Genomic DNA, 18,309 nt, shown 5'->3' with positions numbered 1-18,309 from the left:
ACTTACACGCCGCAGCGGGAAAATCACTCCCCGCGAGACGTCTTCGTTACCCTCACCCGGGCAGCAGTTCGGTCACCAGCTGGGTGAGCTGACGCAGGTTGCGGCACTCGTGCATCGGCACCACGCGGGCGTACTGCAGCGCGGCGGAATCGCCCGTGCCCCAGGCGGATCGCGCTTCCGGGTTGAGCCAGTGGACGTGCTTGGCGCGGTCGGCGATCCGGCGCACCGCGTCCAGGTTGGGGTCGCCGCCGTTGGTGCGGCCGTCGCCGAGGATGAGCACCGACGTGCGCGGGCCGACCGCGTCCGGCCACCCGTCGGCGAAGCTCGCCAGCGACCCGCCGTAGTCGCTGCTCATGCCCCAGCGGGTGAGCTTCGCCTGCGTCAGGATGCGCCGCGCGAGCCCCTCCGGATCGGCCGCGCCCGCGGTGACCAGGCCGGTGATCTCGTCGGTCAGCTCGACGAACGCGAACGTGCGGATCTTGCTGAACTGGTCGGACAGCGCCTGCACCAGCAGCAGCGTGAACTGCGCGAACCCGGCCACCGAGCCGGACATGTCGCACAGCAGCACCAGTTCGGGCCGTCCGGGAGGGCGGTCGCGCATCGCCGGGCGCATCGGCACCCCGCCGGTGGCCAGCGACCGGCGCAGCGTGCGCCGCAGGTCGATCTGCCCGCGCCGGGCGCGCCGACGGCGGGTCGCCAGCCGGGTGGCGAGCTTGCGGGACAGCGGCTGGATCGTGCGGCGCAGCTCGGCCAGCTGGGCGCGGGTGGCGTTGGTGAAGCTGACCAGGTCGGTCTGCGGCGGCACCGCGTACTGGGCGATCCGGTCGCGTCCGCGCAGCTCGGCGGTGCGGCGGCGGGCTTCGGCCTGCACGGCTTCCCGGTAGGTGGCGATGCGGGACTGCGCCTCACTGCGGGCCACGGCGTCGCCGAACGCGCTGCCGTCGGTGCGGATCGCGGCGAGCACCCGGTTGAGCAGCGCGTCCGGCCGGACCCGGTCCAGCGCCTGGTAGGCCGACCACCCGCGCATCCCGGTCGCCCCGCCGCCCCCGGAACCGCCCTCGCCGAACGAGCCGTAGCGGCCGAACGCCTCGACCGCGGCCGCGACCGCCGCGCGCAGGCGGTCCTCGTCGCCCTCGGCGAGCGCGGCGACCAGGGCCTCCCGCAGGTCGGCGGCGTCCGGTGGCGCGTCCCCGGCCGTCTCGGCGGCGCCGACCGCGACCGGGAAGTACAGGTCGAACAGCGCGTCGAAGGTGGCCCGCTGGCCGGAGCGGCGCAGCACGGTCGCGGCCAGCGCGGCCCGCAGCTGCTCGCGGTCGGTCAGCCCGAGCACGTCCACGGCCGCGGCCGCGTCGACCGTCTCGCCGGGGCCGACCGGGATGCCGTGCTCGCGCAGCGAGCCGACGAACTCGACCAGCCGTCGCGGCAGCGCCGGGGAGGTCATGACAGCAGCGAGTCGAGCCGCAGCTCGGCCGCGGCCTTCCGGTGGTCGCTCTGGTACTTGAGGATGACGCCGAGGCTGGTCTCGACCACCTGCTCGTCGAGCGTGTCGGCGCCCAGCGCGAGCAGCGTGCGGGCCCAGTCCACGGTCTCGGCGATCGAGGGCGCCTTGCGCAGCTCCATCGTGCGCAGCGCGGCGACCACGCGCACCACCGAGTCGGCCAGGCGCGCGTCCAGGCCCGGGACCTTGAGGGTGACGATGTCGCGTTCCAGCTCCGGCGACGGGAAGTCCAGGTGCAGGAACAGGCAGCGCCGCTTGAGCGCCTCCGACAGCTCACGCGTCGCGTTCGAGGTGAGCAGCACGAACGGGCGGCGCCGCGCGGTGATCGTGCCCAGCTCCGGCACGGTCACCTGGAAGTCGCCGAGGACCTCCAGCAGCAGGCCCTCCATCTCCACGTCGGCCTTGTCCGTCTCGTCGATCAGCAGCACCGTCGGGTCCGGGTTGCGGATCGCCTTGAGCAGCGGGCGGGGGAGCAGGAACTCCTCGCTGAACACCTCGTCGCGGGCCTGTTCCCAGCCCTCGTCGCGGCCGGCGGTGATGCGCAGCAGCTGCTTGGCGTGGTTCCACTCGTACAGCGCGCGGGCCTCGTCGATGCCCTCGTAGCACTGCAGCCGCACCAGCTCGCTGCCCGTGGCCTGCGCCAGTGCGCGGGCCAGCTCGGTCTTGCCCACCCCGGCCGGGCCCTCGACCAGCAGCGGCTTGCCGAGGCGGTCGGCGAGGAAGACGGTGGTGGCCACGGCGGTGGAGGCCAGGTAGCCCGCCCCGGCCAGGCGCTCGACGACCTCGTCAACCGAGCCGAACAACGGCTCCTGCATCGGCCCCTCCCTAGGTTGGTGCGCAACCTGCCCATTCTGGGCCCTCGGCGGGCGGTGGTGCGGGAGTCGTGCCCAATCTCACCACGCTACTCGCCGGCGTACCGGGTGACGGCCGCCAGCGCCGCGCGCAACCCGGCCACCTCCCCGGTCACCGAGAGCGGATCGGCGGGCCCGCGCCCCCACAGCCACAGGTACACGTCCTCCGGCGCCCCGGTCACCCGCCCGTCGGCGGTGTCCGCGGCGTCCGGCCGCACGTCCGGAACACCGGTCCCGGACGGCATCCGCACCGTCCACACGCGACCGGCGCACCGCACCTCGAACACCTCGCCCGCGGCGGCCACGGACACCGTCTCCTCGGGGGCGGGCCGGTTGCCCTCCGCCAGCCACACGGTCAGCACCTCGTCCACCCCGTCGGCGGCCAGCTCCGGATCGACCACCGGCGGCAGGCCGAGCGCCTGCTCCAGGTCGACCCGGTGCACGGTGAACTCGTGCGCCATCCGGCGGCGCCAGAACCCGTAGGTGCGGTCGGCGGGGAACCAGGTCTGGCACGGGAAGCTCGGCGGCCGGCTGGCGAGGCTGCGGAACAGCCCGTCGGCCGCGGCGCGGAACCAGCCGAGCGCGTCCTGCCCGGCCGGCGGTTCGCGTTCCCACTCCAGCGGCAGGATCTGGCTGTCCACCCAATCGGTGACGCGGTGCGCGACGCCGCCCAGGTGGCGGATCAGCGTGCCGGCCGTCCACCCGGGACACGCGGGCACGGGCAGGTCCGGATCGGCCGGCGCGGCGAGGACCCCGATCCCGTGGATCTCGGCGCGCAGCGTGTCGAGGAGGAACGGTTGATCGGGTTTCGTCATGACCCGGCCGAACATACCGGCTCGATGATCGTCACGGCAGCCGGACCGGCTCCGAAGTGGACATCCGGCCTGCTTCTGTCACAAGGGCTTTTCGCCCAGCCGCAGCCGCACCTGGATCGTGGTGCCGTCCGGCGCGCGGTGGGTGCGGACCAGATCGGCCAGGTCGTTGACGAGCAGCAGGCCCCGCCCGGACAGCTGGCCGCGCCGGGGCGGACGCCGCCCGGCGAGCAGGTCGGCCAGCCGCCCGCCGTCGGTGGCCGAGCAGACCAGTTCGCCGCCCTCGCGCCACAGGCTCAGCTCGCACGGAGTGCCCGCGTGCAGCAGGCTGTTGGTCGCCAGTTCGGTGAGGATCAGCTTGAGGTCCTCGGTGCGGTCCTCGTCCAGCCCCTGCTCCCGCGCGTGCGCCGCGAAGGTCCGTCGCGCGGTGGACAGCTCGTCCGGCACCTCGACGCGGAACGTCACCGCGTCCGCGGCCGGTTTCAGCTCATCGTTGTACCGGGCGACGAGGTCTTCCCACGCGTAGGTGTCGCTGTCGCGCTGCACGCCACGTTCGGTCACCAGCGGATGGGTCACGCGCGCGTCCGCGATCGCGACCGGGTCGAGCGCGTTCGTGTCGTACGGGCACACGATCGTGACGTCCCGGCCCTCGAACGCCGGGTTGATCAACGCCTCGTGCTGGGCGCACGCCGGGTACTCGACCGCGGAGCGCCACGCCCAGATGGGCTCGCCGATGATGCGCACGCGGGCGGCGTCGGGGTGGCGGTCGGCGAAGTCCCGCAGCACGTGCGGGATGATCCGGCCCGGGTTGCGGCCCGCCACACCCATGTCGAGCAGGTGCACGCGGCTCGCGTCCTCGCCGAGCGCGTCGCGCAGCAGCGACAGGTTCGGTTCCGGCACGGCGGCCGCCACCGGATGTCCGGCCGCCAAGCCCTCGGTCAGGAACGGCACCAGCCCGGCCACGTACTCGTCCGGGGAGTCGTAGAAGAGGGCCTCGTGCACGAAACCGGTGGTCATCGTGGCGCCTCCACGCGGAGGTCCGCGAGATCGAGGACCGCCACGACGGTCGCCGGCCCGGGGCGGGGGGCGCGCAGGACGACCTCGGCCGCGTGCCGCCTGCCGTGTTCGGCCAGCGTCAGCAGGTTGCGGTGGTCGATGAAGTCCAGGGTCGTGGCGTCGAGCACGAGCCGCCCGCGGACGGGACGGGGGTCGGCGTGCCGCAGCGCGCGGGGGAACACCTCGGCCGACGCGAGGTCGAGTTCGCCGCCCAGGCTCGCGCAGCAGCCGCCGCGCGCCGAGGCGTGCAGCCGGAACCCCGCGCGGTTCTCGTTGGCGCTGGGGTGCAGGGCGGACAGCAGCGCCAGGGTGTGGCGGTCCAGCTGTCTGCGGTCGTAGCCGCACAACGCGGAGAACGGGTGCAGCGCGGAGTATCCGTCGGTGAGGTGCTCGAACCGCGCCAGCGAATTCAGCCGGGTGGGTGGCCGCAGGAGCCCGGTGACATCGGCCGCCACCCGCAGGCCGCGGTAGCCGTCGGCCACCGCCGCCTCGGTGGCCTGGGCGTAGAGCCGCAGCCGCACGTGCGGGTCGCCGAGCTCGCCGAGGTCGTCGAGCGACACCACCCGCAGATCACCGCGGCGCCGCGCCTCGTCGCCGTCGACGATGCCGTCGAGGTCCTCGGCCAGGCGCGACACCGGCCCGGTCCCGGCGTAGCCGACCCGGTACCCCAGGGCCAGGCCCTCGGCCAGGAACTCGCGCACCCGGGACCGGAACTCGGCCGGGTCCTCGTAGCCCCAGCACAGGTGGTCGTGGCAGCCGAGGCCGCGCGCGTCCACCACGATTCCGGACCGTCTCATCGGTCCGGAGAGTACTCCGCCGCGCCGCCCGGGACAGAAGTCGTCGCCTCCGGGTTCGGTGGTGCGGGCGTCGGCGGGTCGACTACGCTGGGTTGGACGCGGTTCAGAGCGCAGCCGCACCATGCGTTGCCGAAGGGCAGGGCTGTCGCCGAAGGGTAGGCGAGCGCGTCATGTCTCGGGTTCCGCGCGTTCCGGAGGAACCGGCCGGACTCACCACGCCCACACCGCTGCGGGTTTCGGCCCGGTGGCCGGGCGGCGACGTCGCCGTGCTGACGGTCGAGGGCGAACTCGACCTGGCCACCGCGGACCGGCTGGAGACGGCCTTCCGGCGGCTCGTCGCGCGCCGCCCGCGAGTGGTCGTCGTCGACCTGAGCGGGGTCGCCTTCCTCGGTTCGTCCGGGCTGGCGGCCATCGCCTCCGCGCTCACCGCGGGTGTCGAGCTGCGGATCGTCGCACCGGGCTCGCTGGGCCGGATCTTCGCGCTCACCGCGCTGGACAAGGTGCTCGACGTGTACGACAGCGTCGAGGAGGCGCTCGCCGCGGCCTGACTCGGCCGCCCGCGTTCACCGGCGCAGCGTTCACCGGCGCAGGGCGGCCTCGATGCCGGTGAGCAGGCATTCCAGCCCGAACTCGAAGCGGGTGGCGGGGTCGGTGTCGTCGGCCTCCAGCACCCGCCGGGTGAAGTGCGGGTACCGGCCGGACTCGATGACCTGCCGGACGTAGGCGCCCACCCAGTCGCGCCACTCGTTCTCGGTCATGCCGGTGCGGCGCTGGGCCTCCAGTTCGGCCAGCTCGGCGGACACCGCGCCCAGCACGTGGGTGTTGATCGTGTCCACCACCATCGTCGCGAGCGTCGGGTCGCCGGTCACGCGGGAGACGATGCCGAGCTGGTGGTCGGCGTGCGCGATCACGTGCGGCCCGAGCGCCGGGTGGCGGGTGATCTGCTGGGCGAGCCAGGGGTGCAGCAGCAGCAGGGCGCGCTGGCGGCGGGCGAGCTGGGCCAGCTCCGCGCGCCAGTCGTCGGTGGGTTCCGGGAGCGGTTGCTCGCCGATGATCGTGTCGACCATCAGCTCGAACAGCTCGTCCTTGCTCGCCACGTGCCGGTAGAGCGAGGTGGTGCCGGAGTCCATTTCCGCGGCGAGGCGCCGCATGGACAGCGCGTCCAGCCCTTCGGCGTCGGCGATCGCGATGGCCGTCCGGACGATCTTCTCCTCGGTGACGACCGGGCGCGTCTTCGCGGTCCGGTCGCGCATCCAGACCATCGTCGGCGGGTTCTTCGCGCGCGGCATGGGCACAGCGTACTTCTCGGGTACAGTGTGCCCATATCGGGAACGCTGTTCCCGGAAGAGAGGAGAAGGCTCGTGTCGGATGTGGTGATCGCCGGTGGCGGCTCGGTCGGGCTGGCTGCCGCGGTGTTCCTGGGGCACCACGGGGTGCGTGCGCACGTGGTGGAGCGGCGGGCGGGGCTGTCGGAGCACCCGCGGGCACTCGGCCTCAGCCCGCGCACGCTGGAGTTCTTCCGCGAGGCCGGGCTGGGGCCGGCGCTCGAGGCCGTCGCGGTCCGGTCGACCGCGATGTGGAAGGCGGACGCGCGCACGGTGGCGGAGATCGACCCGGCGGACGCGCCGCGGCACCCGTTGCCGGCGCTGTCGGAGGTCTCGCCGGAGACGCCCCGCGGGCACTACCCGCAGGACCGGCTCGATGCCGCGCTGCTGCCCGCCGCGCGGGAGCGGGGTGCGACGGTGGAGTTCGGTGTGGCCGTCACCGGGGTCGAGCAGGACGCGGACGGGGTGTCGGTGACGCTGTCGGACGGGCGGATCCTGCGGACGCGGTACCTGGTGGGCGCGGACGGGGTGAACACGGCCGTGCGCCCGGCGCTGGGCATCGGCACGACGGGGCCCGGCGAGGTGGGGGAGCCGGTGCTGAACATCCTGTTCGAGGCCGATTTGACCGGGTTCTTCGGCACGATGCCGACGATGGTGGAGATCCGGCACCCGGACGTGCGGGGGATGCTGCTCAGCGTCGGCGAGCGGCGGTGGGTGCTGCACTCGGGCGCGCCCGGGACGCCGGAGGAGCTGATCCGCACCGCGCTGGGCGCGGAGGTGCCGGTGACGGTGATCGCGGCGAAGTGGTGGCGGCCGACGCTGCGGATGGCGGAGGCGTTCCGCGCCGGGCGGGCGTTCCTGGTGGGGGACGCGGCGCGGGCCGTCTCGCCGCTGGGGGCGTTCGGGCTGAACACGGGCGTGGCCGACGCGCACAACCTGGCGTGGAAACTGGCGATGGTGCTGTCCGGACAGGCCGGCGACCGGCTGCTGGACACCTACGACGACGAGCGGCACGCGGTGGCGGAGCTGGTGACCCGGCAGGCGGTGCTGCGGTGGGAGAACCCGCGGCTGCACTGGGATCCGGCCGCGGCGGCGGAGCGGGCGGCGGCAGGGGCGTGGAACGCGCCGATGGTGACGATGGGCTACCGCTACGACTCGGCCGCGGTGATCGACGCGGTGCCCGAGCCACCGTCCACAGAGGATGTGGCGGCGGCGCTGGACGGCGCGCCGGGATCACGCCTGCCGCACCGGTGGGTGTCGCCCGGGGTGTCCAGTGTGGACCTGGTGCGCTCCCGGTTCACGGTGTTCGCGGGCACCCCGGACTGGGCGGAGGCGACGGACAAGGCCGCCGCGCGCCTGGGAGTTTCGCTGGGTGCCGCGGTGGTGCCGGACCCGGCGTGGCTTTCGGCTGTCGGCATCGCGGGCGGCGGGGCGCTGCTGGTCCGCCCGGACGGTTTCGTCGCCTGGCGCACACCGATGCCCGTGCCGGAGGCGGACGCGGTGCTGGAGTCGGCGGTGGCGCGGGTGCTGGCCCGCTGACCGGCCGGTTCGGCGGGCGGCGATCGCGTCGCCGGGGGCGCACGGTGGTCCTGAGAGAGACCGATGCCGATGCGGCCGCTAGCCGACGCCGATGCGGGAGGCGAGTACTGCGTCCACCGGGTAAGGGCGTTCGGTTGTCGTCGACGTAGCGGCTCGCGGCCTCACCCGCCACACCGATCTGGATGGCGCAACCGGCCACCAGCCCGGTGCGAATGCAGTGGCATCCGGACAGGAACCCGCACCTGCCCATCGGCGATCTCCGGCGAGTAGGCCTGGTACACGACGATCGTGTCGTCGTCGTACCGGGCGCGGATTTCGTTGCTCATGTGGGTGATCTTCGGGCATCGGCGCAAGCGGTCTTGCGTGCGAGACTGGGGCATGCTCTTCGACCGCGCGGCGATCGAGGGACTCGCGGAGGGCCGCGTCACGGTGGCCTTCCGCAGGTGGGACGCGCCCCGCGTGCGGCCCGGCTCGCGGATGCGCACCGCGGCCGAGGTGGTCGAGGTGACCTCGGTGGACGAGGTCACCACGGTGACCGACGAGGACGCCCGGGCCGCCGGCTACCCGTCCGCGGCGGAGCTGCCCGACCGCGGCTCGGGGCGGCTGTTCCGGATCGGGCTGCGCGTGGCGGGCCCGGACCCGCGCGTGGCCCTCCGCGCGGCGGCCGATCTGACCGACGACGACCGGGCCGCGATCGGCGCCGCGCTGTGGCGGATGGACCGGGTGGCGGACGTACCGTGGACGGGCGCGTTCCTGAGGCTGATCGCCGCGAACGAGGCCGTACGGGCGGTCGACCTGGCAGCGCGGGTCGGCCTGGCGCGGGACGTGTTCAAGCGCCGCGTCCGGCGCCTCAAGGAGCTGGGGCTGACGGAGAGCCTGGAGGTGGGCTACCGCCTCTCCCCGCGAGGCCGGGCATTCCTGGACGGCGGCGAGCCCCGGTGACCGAACCGCCGGAGCGGTTCAGGCCAGGGACGTGAGCACCGCCGCGGCGAGGGCGCTTCGCTCCAGCATGCCGGTCACGCTGATGTGCTCGTGGCGCGCGTGGGCCCCGTCGCCGATGGCGCCGAAACCGTCGAGCACCGGGACGCCCAGGGCGGCCACGAAATTGCCGTCGCTGGCGCCGCCCACCGCGCACTCCCGCAGCGTCACCCCCATCTCCGCGGCCAGGTCCCGCGCCCGCGCGAACAACGCCGCGATCCCGGCCGACCGCTCCATCACCGGCCGGTTCCAGCCACCCTCCACGGTCACCGTCGCGCGTGGGTCCGCCGCCGTCAGCCCCGCCAGCGCGGCCTCGATCCGCGCCGCCTCCGCCGCGCTCGACACCCGCACGTCGACCTCGCCCCAGGCCGCGCCCGCGATCACGTTCCCGCGCGAACCGCCCCCGATCACACCGACGTTCACCGTCGTCCCGGCCGCCAGGCCGGTCAGACCGTGCAACGCCAGCACCACCCGGGCGATCTCGTCCACCGCGCTCGCGCCCTTGCCCGGGTCGAGCCCGGCGTGCGCCTCCACGCCCGTGGCGGATATCCGATATATGCCCACGCCCTTGCGTGCCGTCTTCAGCGCGCCGTCGGCCGCCGCCTCGAACACCAGCGCCGCCTGCGCCCCGGCCGCGGCCGCCTCGATCACCGGCCGTGACACCGGGCTGCCGATCTCCTCGTCGCCGTTGAGCACCAGCCGCACCGGCGGCCGCGGCAACCCCGCCGCCTCCAGTGCCCGCAGCGCCCACACCACCTGCACCAGCCCGGCCTTCATGTCGAACACCCCCGGACCGGTCGCCCGGTCACCGTCCACAGTGAACGGCCACCCGGCCAGCGTCCCCGGCGGCCACACCGTGTCGTAGTGGCACAGCACCAGCACCGGCTCCACACCGGACCCGGCGTAGTCGTACACCCGGACGTCGCCGAACTGGCCGCGCCCGGTCACCCGCACCGACGCCGGCTCGCCCAGCCGCGCCCGCAGCCACCCGTCCAGCCAGGACAGGCCGCCCTCCAGCAGCGGCCGGTCGGTGCTCGGCGTCTCCAGGCCGACGTACCGGCCCAGGTCGCCGACCATCGCCGCGCGGTGTGCCCGCACCCACTCGTGCAACGCCCGGACCTCGGTCACGGCATCCGCTCCAGTTCCCTCAGGTGATCTTCCGACCTCAGCCTGAGTCCGGTCGCCGCGTCCCGCAAGAGGGCGAGCACCGCCGGCAGCAGCGGCACCCGCGCGATCCGAAGATCGGTGGACAGTCCCCAGGTCGCGTGGTAGGACAACCGCACCGGGCCTCGTGCGGAGGGGAGGGCGACGGCATGTCCGGAAGCACCTCCGCCGACGGTCTGCTCACCATCCGCCGGGAGACCCGCGGCGCGGCCGTCGTCGTGCACGTCGCCGGTGAGGTGGACTTCAGCTCGCTGGCGCACCTCCAGGACGAGCTCAACACCGCGGTGACCGTCGCGTCCCCGCCCGCGCCCGTCGTGCTCGACCTGCAGGAGGTCGGGTTCTTCGGCTGGTGCGGGCTGACGCTGCTGGTCAACTCCGACGATCGGTGCACCCGCAACCACACGCCGCTGCGGGTGGTCGCGGCGAGCGGGACCGTGCTGCAGCCGCTGAAGCTCGCCGGTCTGGACCGGGTGCTGCCGGTGTACGCGAGCGTGTCCGAGGCGCTGGCCCCGTCCACGTCGCCGGCGTGAGGGCGCTTCCACCTAGCGGACGCGGACCACTACTGTGTGCTCACCCACCCGCTCGCGAGAAGGTGTTGTGATGGCTTCTTCGCCCAGCCAGGTGCCCGTCGGCGTCGACCCGACCCGGCCCAGCATCGCCCGCGTCTACGACGGTTTCCTCGGCGGCAAGGACCACTACGAGGTCGACCGCGCGGTGATGCGCAAGATCAACGAGGCGGTCCCCGAGGCGGTCGACATCGCCCGCGGCAACCGCGGCTTCCTCAACCGCGCCTGCCGTTTCCTGGCCGGCCAGACCGAGCTGACCCAGTACCTCGACTGCGGTTCCGGTCTGCCGACGGCGGAGAACACGCACCAGATCGTGCAGCGCGCCAACCCGGAGACGACGGTCGTCTACGTCGACAACGACCCGGTGGTGCTCGCGCACGGCCGCGCGCTGCTCGTGGAGAACGACTTCGTGCACATGACGGAGGCGGACATCTTCCAGCCGTCCGAGGTCCTCGGCGACGAGGTGGTCCGGCGGCACCTCGACTTCAGCGAGCCGCTCGTGCTGCTGCACGTCGGCACGATGCACCACTACGAGGGCGACGGCGCGGCCGCCATCATGCGCGCCTACATCGACGCGCTGCCCTCGGGCTCCTACGTCGTGTTCTCGCACTTCTTCGACCCCGAGGTGCCGGAGCTGACCGAGGTGGCGAAGCGGATCGAGAACATCCTCGTCAACGGCCCGATGGGCGCCGGCCGGTTCCGCACGCGCGCGGAGATCCTCGCGATGCTGGACGGCCTGGAACTGATCAAGCCGAACGCGCTGTCCGAGCCGGGCCTGTCCGTCTGCGACGAGTGGTGGCCGGACGGCCCGCGGCTGGCGCCGTTGAGCCTGGCCGCGCGGTGCATCGCCGGCGCGGTGGGTCGCAAGCCGTAGGGGACGCGGAGTCTTCCGCGTCCCCGTCCAGCGGTCCGCGCGGTGCGGAAGGCGCGCGAGCGGGGCGCGGACGTGCCGGGATGTGGCCCGGGGCCGGCGCTGTCGACTGGGACCGGTCGGTGCACCGCGAGCCGTAGTGGACCCGGCCGCGGTCGCGTGCAGCTTTCGCGACCGGAGCCTGCTGAGGAAGGATCGATGAGCCGGGCGCACCCGGGTGTTGCCGCCCGCGGCTGTTGCGCTTCGCCCCGGTGGGTCGCAAGCCGGAGGAATTTGTCACGCGCGTGCGTGTCACCGGCGCAAGAACCGGCGGCCCGGTGAGTTTCCCACCATCGTCTCTTCCCGGCGCCCGGGGCGGCTGGGCACGATGACCGCATGGGCTCCGATGACCAGGTGGTCCTGCGTGGTCGCGATCGTGAGCTGACCGTCCTGCGCCGCGCGCTCGCCGACGCCCGGGACGGCCGCGGCGGCGGTCTCGTCGTGCTCGGTGAGCCGGGGTCGGGCCGGACCGCGCTGCTCGCGGCGGCGCGGGCCGAAGCCGACGGGTTCGCCATCCGCTCGGCCCGGGGCGTGGCCGCCGAACGGCACCTCCGCCACAGCGGCCTGCTCCAGCTGCTGCCGGAACCGGCCGATCTCCCCGCGGACCCGCTCGCGCTCGGCCGCGCCGTCCACGCGGCACTGGCCGCCGCGGCGCCGCTGTTGTGCCTGGTCGACGACGCCGACCTGCTCGACCCCGGATCGCGCGACGCGCTGGCGTTCGCGGCCCGGCGGCTGTCCGGCAGCGGGGTGCTCGTGCTGTTCGCGGCCGGGTCGCCGCTCGACGGGATGCCCGGGCTGTGGCTCGAACCGCTGGGTGCGGAGGCCAGCGCCCAGGTGCTCGCCGACCACGGCGTCGCCGAACCCGCCCCCGACCTGCTCGACCTGGCCTCCGGCAACCCGCTCGCCCTCACCGAGCTGGCCGCCGCGTCGCGGATCCCGCCGCAGAGCCGACTGCGCCGCGCGGTGCGGGACCGGCTCGCCGCGCTCGGCCCCGGCGCCCGGGAGATCGCCCTGATGGCCGCGCTCGGCGACTGGCTCGACGTGGACACCCTGGTGCGCGCCACCGAACGGTCCGGAGTGGACTTGCGCGCGCTGGAGGAGGCCCGCGAAGCCGGGTTCGTGCGGCTGGACGGCGACCACGTCCTCGCCACCAGCCCGCTGCTGCAGGCGCTGGTCCGCGAGGATGCGCCGCTGGCCGACCGGCGCGCCACGCACACCCTGCTGCTGTCCGTCCTGGACCCGCGGCGGCACCGGCTGCGCTGCACCTGGCACCGGGCCGCGCTCGCCGGGAGCGCGGATCCGAAGCTGGCCGGTGAGCTGCTGGAGTCGGCGTCGGAGTTCTGGCTGGCCGGGCGGCCCCGGCGGGCGCGGGCGCTGCTGCGGCAGGCCCGCCCGCTGGCGCGGGACACGTCCCTGCGCGGCGTCGCCGACCTGCTGCAGGGCAGCCTGGAAATGCGCGAGGGCATGCCGGCGGTCGCCAGCCAGACGCTGCTCGTCGCGGCGAACCAGCTCGCCGGGTCCCAGCGCGACCACGCGCTCACCGCGCTGATGCTCGCCGGCGAGGCGAGCTGCGTGGCGGGGGATTACGTGCGGTACTACGCGATCGCCGACCGGGCGCAGCAGCTGCGCCGCCCCGACGACTCCCCGCGCACCCGGCTGATCCTGGACCACTTCGCCGGCATGAGCGACGCCTTCCGCGGGCGGCACGACCGCGCGGCCGCGCCCCGGCCGCGGGTCGTCGGGCTCGGCGGGGTGCTCGACGAGCCGGTGGCGAAGATCTGGGCGAGCCAGGCCGCCTACACGCTCGGCGACGCCGCCCGCGCCCACGAACTGGCCGTCGGCGCGGTGACCGCGGCCGGCAGCCGCGGCACGACGGCCGTCGTCCCGTGGGCCCTGGTGTACGTGGCGGTGTCCGAGCTGCTGCTCGACCGGCACTCGGCGGCGCTGTCCAGCGCGCTGGAGGGGCTGCGCATGGCCCGCACCATCGGCCAGCCGAACTCGGCGGTCGACCACCTGACGATCCTCGCCCTGGAGGCGTCCCTGCGCGGCGACCGGGACACCGCGCAGGCCAGGCTGGACGCGGCCGCGCACGAGGTCGGCACCCGCGGCCTCGGCCGGCCCGGCGCGCTGAGCACGTGGGCGTCGGCGTGCGTCGACCTCGCCGAGGACCGGCCGGAGGACGCGCTGGACCGGTTCCGGCTGATGGCGGCCGGCACCGGGCGGGTGCACCCGGGCATCCGGGCGATGGCGACCCCGCACTTCGTCGAGGCCGCGGCACGCTGCGGGCAGCACGTCAAGGCCGCCAAGGCCCTGGCCCCGTACGAGGACTGGGCCCGCAGCACCGGCTGCGACGTGCGGATGGCGCTGTCGCACCGCTGCCGCGCGCTGCTCGGCGAGCCGGACGCCGACGAGCACTTCGAGACCGCGATCGAGCTGCACCGCGCCAGCCAGACCGCGCTGGAGCTGGCCAAGACCGAGCTGTTCTACGCGCACCGGCTGCGCCGCAACCGCAAGGCCCGCGCCGCGCGCGAGCTGCTGCGGGACGCGCTGAAGATCTTCCAGCGCTACGACGCGGCGCGCTGGGCCGAGCGCACCACGGCCGAGCTGCGGGCGGCGGGGGAGTCGGTGCCCGGGTGCGCCAAGCCGGGCGGGCTGACGCCGCAGCAGATGCAGATCGCGCGGCTGGTCGCCGAGGGCGCGACGAACCGGGAGATCGCGGCCCAGCTGGTCATCAGCCACCGCACGGTCGACCACCACCTGCGCAACATCTTCGCGCGGCTGGGCATCCGGTCCCGCGTCGAGCTGGCCGCCCGCTACCGGTGACTGGCGATTTCACCGATGCGCGTGGTTGCGGGCTTTTGCCACGCTCGCCTGGTTCCCCTCTCACGGAAAGGGAGTTCGAACAGTGCGACGTTCACCAAGACACCTCTCCCGGCTGGTCACGGCGCTGGCCCTGGTCGCGGGCACCGCCGCTGCGACGGCCACAGCCCAGGCCGCCGACAACCCGTACGAGCGCGGCCCCGACCCGACCGAGTCGAGCATCGAGGCCAGCCGCGGCCCGTTCGCCGTCTCGCAGACCACGGTTTCGTCGCTGGCCGTCAGCGGCTTCGGCGGCGGCACCATCTACTACCCGGCCGACACCAGTCAGGGCACCTTCGGCGCGGTCGCGATCTCGCCCGGCTACACCGCCGACCAGTCCAGCATCGCCTGGATCGGGCCGCGCCTGGCCTCGCAGGGGTTCGTCGTGTTCACCATCGACACGATCACCCGCTACGACCAGCCGTCCAGCCGGGGTGACCAGCTGCTCGCGGCGCTGGACTACCTGACGCAGCGCAGCTCGGTGCGCGGCCGCATCGACAGCAGCCGCCTCGGCGTCGCCGGGCACTCGATGGGCGGTGGCGGCACCCTGGAGGCCGCCGACGAACGGCCCGCGCTGCAGGCGGCCGTGCCGCTCGCGCCGTGGAACCTGCGGAAGAACTTCTCCAGCGTGCAGGTGCCGACGTTCATCATCGGCGGCGAGTCGGACTCGGTCGCGCCGGTCTCCTCGCACTCCGAGCCGTTCTACACGTCGCTGCCCAGCAGCCTGGACAAGGCGTACATGGAGCTGAACAACGCGTCGCACTTCTTCCCGAACACGTCCAACACCACGATGGCCAAATACATGATCTCGTGGTTCAAGCGGTTCATCGACAACGACACCCGCTACGACCAGTTCCTCTGCCCGAACCCGAGCGGTCTGGCGATCGAGGAGTACCGGTCGACCTGCCCGTACTGATGCTCCGGGGCGGCGGATCAGGAGTCTTCGCGCTCCTGGTCCGCCGTTTCGCCGCGGTGCTCGTCCTCCGCGTTGCCGCCGCGGGGGCCGAAGCCCGGTGCCGGTTCCGGCGCTCCGGGACCGGGGTCCGCGGCGGCGATGCGCTCTTCGCCCAGGTACGGGTCGGGTTCGAACGGTGAGGTCGTCATGCCGGCCGGGTACCCGGCCGGCGCGTGATCATGCCTGCGCCGGCGGCCAGGACGGCGCGCCCAGCTCGCGGGAGATCGCCCGCGCCGCCTCCCGCACCGCGCTCGGCACCGCGGGGCCGGCCGGCCAGTCGGTCATCGGCACCACCACGCCGATCGCCCCGGCGATGTCGTGGGCGGCGTCGAAGATCGGCGCGGCCACGCAGCACTCGCCGATCACCGCCTCCTCCACCTCGGTCGCCAGCGCCTCGCCGCGCACCTGGGCCAGGTGCGCGGCCAGCTCCGCCGGGTCGGTGACGGTGTCCCGGGTCATGCTGCGCAGCGGTTCCGGCGCGAGGTCCGGGGACCAGGCCAGCATCGCCTTGCCGAGCGCGCTCGCGTGCGCCGGGATGACGATCCCGACCTCCGGCATCTGGCGGGAGCCGTCCGGGCGCGGCTCGTGGTGCACGATCATCACCTCGCCCGGCAGCAGCACCCCGGTCCGCACCGCGAACCCGGTCGTGCGCGCCAGCTCGGCCGCCCAGGTCAGCGAGCGGGACCGCAGTTCGAGGGTGTCCAGGTAGACGTTGCCGAGCTTGAGCACGGCGGGCCCGAGCCGGTAGCGGGCCGAGCCGCGGTCCTGCAGCACCAGGCCGTGGGCCTGCAACGTTTTGATGATGCCGTGCACCGTGGACGGCGCCAGCCCCAGCCGGGCCGCGATCTCGGACAGGCTCAGCCGCCGTTCCGCCTGCAGCACGGCGAGCACGCGGACCGCCCGGTCGACGGACTGGATCATCGGTGCACCCTCCTGCCCGCCAGCACTTTACAACAGCCGCCCGCCGTTCTATCTTCGTACGCGATTCGACAATGTCGAATGATGGTCGACGATGACGGAGGGGTGGCATGGCGGTTCGCCAGCTCGTGAACGATCCGGACGATTTCGTGCGGGAGGCGCTGGAGGGGCTCCAGCGGGCGCATCCGGACCTGGTCCGCTACCACGAGGACCCGGCGTACGTGGTCCGCGCGCGGCAAGCGGACAAGGTCGCGCTGGTCTCCGGCGGCGGCTCCGGGCACGAGCCGCTGCACACCGGTTTCGTCGGCGCCGGCATGCTGGACGCCGCCGTGCCGGGCGCGGTGTTCGCCAGCCCGACGGCGTTCCAGATCCGCGCGGCCATCGCCGCCGCGGACCGGGGCCGCGGGGTGCTGCTGATCGTCAAGAACTACACCGGTGACGTGCTGAACTTCCGCATCGCCGCCGAGCTGGCCGCCGACGACGGCATCGAGACGCGGACCGTCCTCGTCGACGACGACCTCGCCACCGACGGCCAGGAGGACGGCGCGCCCGGCCGTCGCGGCACGGCGGCGGTCGTGGCGGTGGAGAAGATCTGCGGCGCGGCGGCGGAGAACGGCGCGTCGCTGGACGAGCTGGCCGCGCTGGGGGAGCGGATCGTGTCGTCGGCGCGCACGATGGCGCTGGCGCTGGCGGCGTGCACGCAGCCGGGTCAGGACCGGCCGTCGTTCGACCTGCCGGACGGCGAGATCGAGTTCGGGGTCGGCATCCACGGCGAGCACGGTGTGGGGCGGCGCCCGTACGCGCCGGTGCGGGAACTGGTGGCCGATCTGACCAAGCCGCTGGTGGCCGCGCTGGGCCTGGACCGGGGCGACGAGGTGATCGCGATCGTCAACGGCCTGGGCGCGACGCACGGTCTGGAGTTGTCGGTGGTGCACCGCGAGCTGGGTGGGTTCCTGGACGGCTTGGGTGTGCGGATCGGCCGTGCGCTGGTCGGGTCGTACGTGACCGCGCTGGACATGCGGGGCTGCTCGATCACGCTGCTGCGCGCCGACGACGAACTGCTGGCCCTGTGGGACGCGCCCGTCCGCACCGCGGCCCTGACCTGGTGAAGGAGACCATTGTGGACACTCGTGCGTGGATCGAGCGGTTCGCTGCCGTCATCGACGAGCGCGGCGCCGAGCTGACGGAGCTGGACCGCCGCGCCGGTGACGGCGACTACGGCACCAACCTCCGGTCGGCCCTGGGGAAGGTGCGGGCGAACCTGGCCGCCGACGACCCGCGAACGCCCGGTGCGGTGTTCACCGCGGTGTCGGACGCGTTCCTCAACACCGGTGGCACCAGCGGTCCCTTGTTCGGCATGTGGTTCCGGGAGTTCGCCAAGGGCCTGGGCGACGAGGTGACGCCGCGGAGCCTGGCGGCCGCGGCCGGCGAGGCGGAGGCGACGGTGCGCCGCCTGGGCGGAGCCGAGGTGGGCCACAAGACGATGGTGGACGCGATGGTGCCGGCGGCGCAGGCGCTGGCGGCGGCGGCGGAGCGCAACGCCGACGTGGAAACCGCGCTGAAGGAAGCGGCCGCCGCGGCGGACGCGGGAGCCCGCTCGACGGAGCAACTGCTGGCGAAGCGCGGCCGGGCCAGCTACGTCGGGGAACACGCGCGCGGCGTGACGGATCCCGGCGCGCTGACGGTCGCCTGGTTCTTCGAAGCCGCCACCGAATAGCCCGGGGTGGTGCGGCCACATGGGGTGCGGCCGCACCACTCCGCCACAGTCCCGCTGCCTGCGATGCCGCGAGCCCGGCCAGGCCGTGTGGGGAATCGCTGGCTGGCGATCATTGCCCGGCAACACAACGCCGCGCCTCGCCGAGCTGCCCGCCGCACCGGCAAATCACCGCCCGGCAACACAACGCCGCACCTCGTCAAGCCGCCCGCCGCACCGGCAAACCGCCACCCGGCAACGCAAAGCAACAACCCCCCGAACCACTCCCCCTCCCGCACCCGATCCCCAGCCCACATCGGTTGCCGAGCAGTCGGGTCAAGGCACGCTTTCCCGCCTTGACGCGACTTCTCGGCAACCGAACACTGAA

At 74.0% G+C, this 18,309-nt stretch carries 19 protein-coding genes; 9 read left to right on the top strand and 10 right to left on the bottom strand.

Annotated features, from left to right (window positions below; genetic code table 11):
* Positions 1 to 52 precede the first annotated feature (52 nt).
* From D0D28_RS22220 to D0D28_RS22200, 5 genes are all read right to left on the bottom strand, one after another.
* Complete coding sequence (locus tag D0D28_RS22220; protein WP_116111993.1) at positions 53 to 1,441, bottom strand: vWA domain-containing protein; 1,389 nt, start codon at positions 1,439 to 1,441, stop codon at positions 53 to 55.
* A complete protein-coding gene (locus D0D28_RS22215) occupies positions 1,438 to 2,313 on the bottom strand; it encodes an AAA family ATPase (protein ID WP_094008481.1) in 876 nt (291 codons plus the stop codon). Before D0D28_RS22215 ends, D0D28_RS22220 begins: the two co-directional genes overlap by 4 nt.
* An 86-nt stretch (positions 2,314 to 2,399) precedes the next feature.
* Positions 2,400 to 3,164, bottom strand: a complete 765-nt coding sequence (locus D0D28_RS22210; protein WP_116112063.1) for a maleylpyruvate isomerase family mycothiol-dependent enzyme — start codon at positions 3,162 to 3,164, stop codon at positions 2,400 to 2,402.
* A gap of 78 nt (positions 3,165 to 3,242) precedes the next feature.
* Entirely contained in the window at positions 3,243 to 4,178 is a 936-nt protein-coding gene (locus D0D28_RS22205) for a sensor histidine kinase (RefSeq protein ID WP_116111990.1), read from the bottom strand.
* Complete coding sequence (locus D0D28_RS22200; RefSeq protein WP_240323307.1) at positions 4,175 to 5,014, bottom strand: MEDS domain-containing protein; 840 nt, start codon at positions 5,012 to 5,014, stop codon at positions 4,175 to 4,177. The genes D0D28_RS22205 and D0D28_RS22200 overlap by 4 nt, the downstream gene beginning before the upstream one ends.
* A 170-nt stretch (positions 5,015 to 5,184) precedes the next feature.
* Between D0D28_RS22200 and D0D28_RS22195 the strand changes: the two genes are divergently transcribed.
* Positions 5,185 to 5,562 (top strand): STAS domain-containing protein, encoded by a 378-nt coding sequence (locus D0D28_RS22195; protein ID WP_116111986.1) that lies wholly within the window; start codon positions 5,185 to 5,187, stop codon positions 5,560 to 5,562.
* Positions 5,563 to 5,592: 30 nt separating this feature from the next.
* Here the strand turns inward: D0D28_RS22195 and D0D28_RS22190 are convergent, their stop codons facing one another.
* A complete protein-coding gene (locus D0D28_RS22190) occupies positions 5,593 to 6,303 on the bottom strand; it encodes a TetR/AcrR family transcriptional regulator (RefSeq protein WP_116111983.1) in 711 nt (236 codons plus the stop codon).
* Positions 6,304 to 6,375: 72 nt separating this feature from the next.
* Here D0D28_RS22190 and D0D28_RS22185 point away from each other — a divergent pair, with 72 nt between their 5' ends.
* On the top strand, positions 6,376 to 7,878 hold the full coding sequence (locus D0D28_RS22185; RefSeq protein ID WP_116111981.1) for an FAD-dependent monooxygenase: 1,503 nt from the start codon (positions 6,376 to 6,378) through the stop codon (positions 7,876 to 7,878).
* A 161-nt stretch (positions 7,879 to 8,039) separates the two neighbouring features.
* On the opposite strand, the gene D0D28_RS36930 is transcribed toward D0D28_RS22185, so the two are convergent.
* Entirely contained in the window at positions 8,040 to 8,204 is a 165-nt protein-coding gene (locus tag D0D28_RS36930) for a DUF4291 family protein (protein WP_240323306.1), read from the bottom strand.
* Positions 8,205 to 8,241: 37 nt separating this feature from the next.
* Here D0D28_RS36930 and D0D28_RS22175 point away from each other — a divergent pair, with 37 nt between their 5' ends.
* Positions 8,242 to 8,820, top strand: a complete 579-nt coding sequence (locus D0D28_RS22175) for a hypothetical protein (RefSeq protein ID WP_240323305.1) — start codon at positions 8,242 to 8,244, stop codon at positions 8,818 to 8,820.
* Positions 8,821 to 8,838: 18 nt separating this feature from the next.
* Here D0D28_RS22175 and D0D28_RS22170 read toward each other — a convergent pair whose 3' ends face one another.
* Positions 8,839 to 9,984: a M20 family metallopeptidase gene (locus D0D28_RS22170; RefSeq protein ID WP_240323304.1), complete on the bottom strand. Its 1,146-nt coding sequence runs from the start codon at positions 9,982 to 9,984 to the stop codon at positions 8,839 to 8,841.
* A 185-nt stretch (positions 9,985 to 10,169) separates the two neighbouring features.
* On the opposite strand from D0D28_RS22170, the gene D0D28_RS22165 reads away from it, so the two are divergent.
* From D0D28_RS22165 to D0D28_RS22150, 4 genes are all read left to right on the top strand, one after another.
* Positions 10,170 to 10,550, top strand: coding sequence for an STAS domain-containing protein (locus tag D0D28_RS22165; RefSeq protein WP_116111977.1), 381 nt, complete (start codon positions 10,170 to 10,172; stop codon positions 10,548 to 10,550).
* Between the two features lie 70 nt (positions 10,551 to 10,620).
* The gene (locus D0D28_RS22160) at positions 10,621 to 11,460 is read left to right on the top strand and encodes an SAM-dependent methyltransferase (RefSeq protein ID WP_116111975.1); all 840 of its coding nucleotides are present in this window, start codon (positions 10,621 to 10,623) and stop codon (positions 11,458 to 11,460) included.
* Between the two features lie 372 nt (positions 11,461 to 11,832).
* Entirely contained in the window at positions 11,833 to 14,319 is a 2,487-nt protein-coding gene (locus D0D28_RS22155) for a helix-turn-helix domain-containing protein (protein ID WP_116111973.1), read from the top strand.
* Between the two features lie 82 nt (positions 14,320 to 14,401).
* Positions 14,402 to 15,271: an alpha/beta hydrolase family protein gene (locus D0D28_RS22150; protein ID WP_116111971.1), complete on the top strand. Its 870-nt coding sequence runs from the start codon at positions 14,402 to 14,404 to the stop codon at positions 15,269 to 15,271.
* Positions 15,272 to 15,288: 17 nt separating this feature from the next.
* On the opposite strand, the gene D0D28_RS36250 is transcribed toward D0D28_RS22150, so the two are convergent.
* The gene (locus tag D0D28_RS36250; RefSeq protein ID WP_167481535.1) at positions 15,289 to 15,459 is read right to left on the bottom strand and encodes a hypothetical protein; all 171 of its coding nucleotides are present in this window, start codon (positions 15,457 to 15,459) and stop codon (positions 15,289 to 15,291) included.
* A 28-nt stretch (positions 15,460 to 15,487) separates the two neighbouring features.
* On the bottom strand, positions 15,488 to 16,231 hold the full coding sequence (locus tag D0D28_RS22145; protein WP_094008492.1) for an IclR family transcriptional regulator: 744 nt from the start codon (positions 16,229 to 16,231) through the stop codon (positions 15,488 to 15,490).
* Positions 16,232 to 16,338: 107 nt separating this feature from the next.
* Between D0D28_RS22145 and D0D28_RS22140 the strand changes: the two genes are divergently transcribed.
* Together D0D28_RS22140 and dhaL are read left to right on the top strand one after the other, a co-directional pair.
* Positions 16,339 to 17,337: a dihydroxyacetone kinase subunit DhaK gene (locus D0D28_RS22140; RefSeq protein WP_116111969.1), complete on the top strand. Its 999-nt coding sequence runs from the start codon at positions 16,339 to 16,341 to the stop codon at positions 17,335 to 17,337.
* An 11-nt stretch (positions 17,338 to 17,348) separates the two neighbouring features.
* On the top strand, positions 17,349 to 17,945 hold the full coding sequence (gene dhaL / locus D0D28_RS22135; RefSeq protein ID WP_094008501.1) for a dihydroxyacetone kinase subunit DhaL: 597 nt from the start codon (positions 17,349 to 17,351) through the stop codon (positions 17,943 to 17,945).
* Positions 17,946 to 18,309 lie beyond the last annotated feature (364 nt).

Origin of the sequence: Amycolatopsis ruanii (assembly GCF_003385175.1) — a bacterium.
In the GTDB taxonomy this organism is placed as follows: domain Bacteria; phylum Actinomycetota; class Actinomycetes; order Mycobacteriales; family Pseudonocardiaceae; genus Amycolatopsis_E; species Amycolatopsis_E thermalba.
The sequence above is the reverse complement of the archived record's forward strand: the minus strand, read 5'-3'. Positions and strand labels throughout refer to the sequence as shown.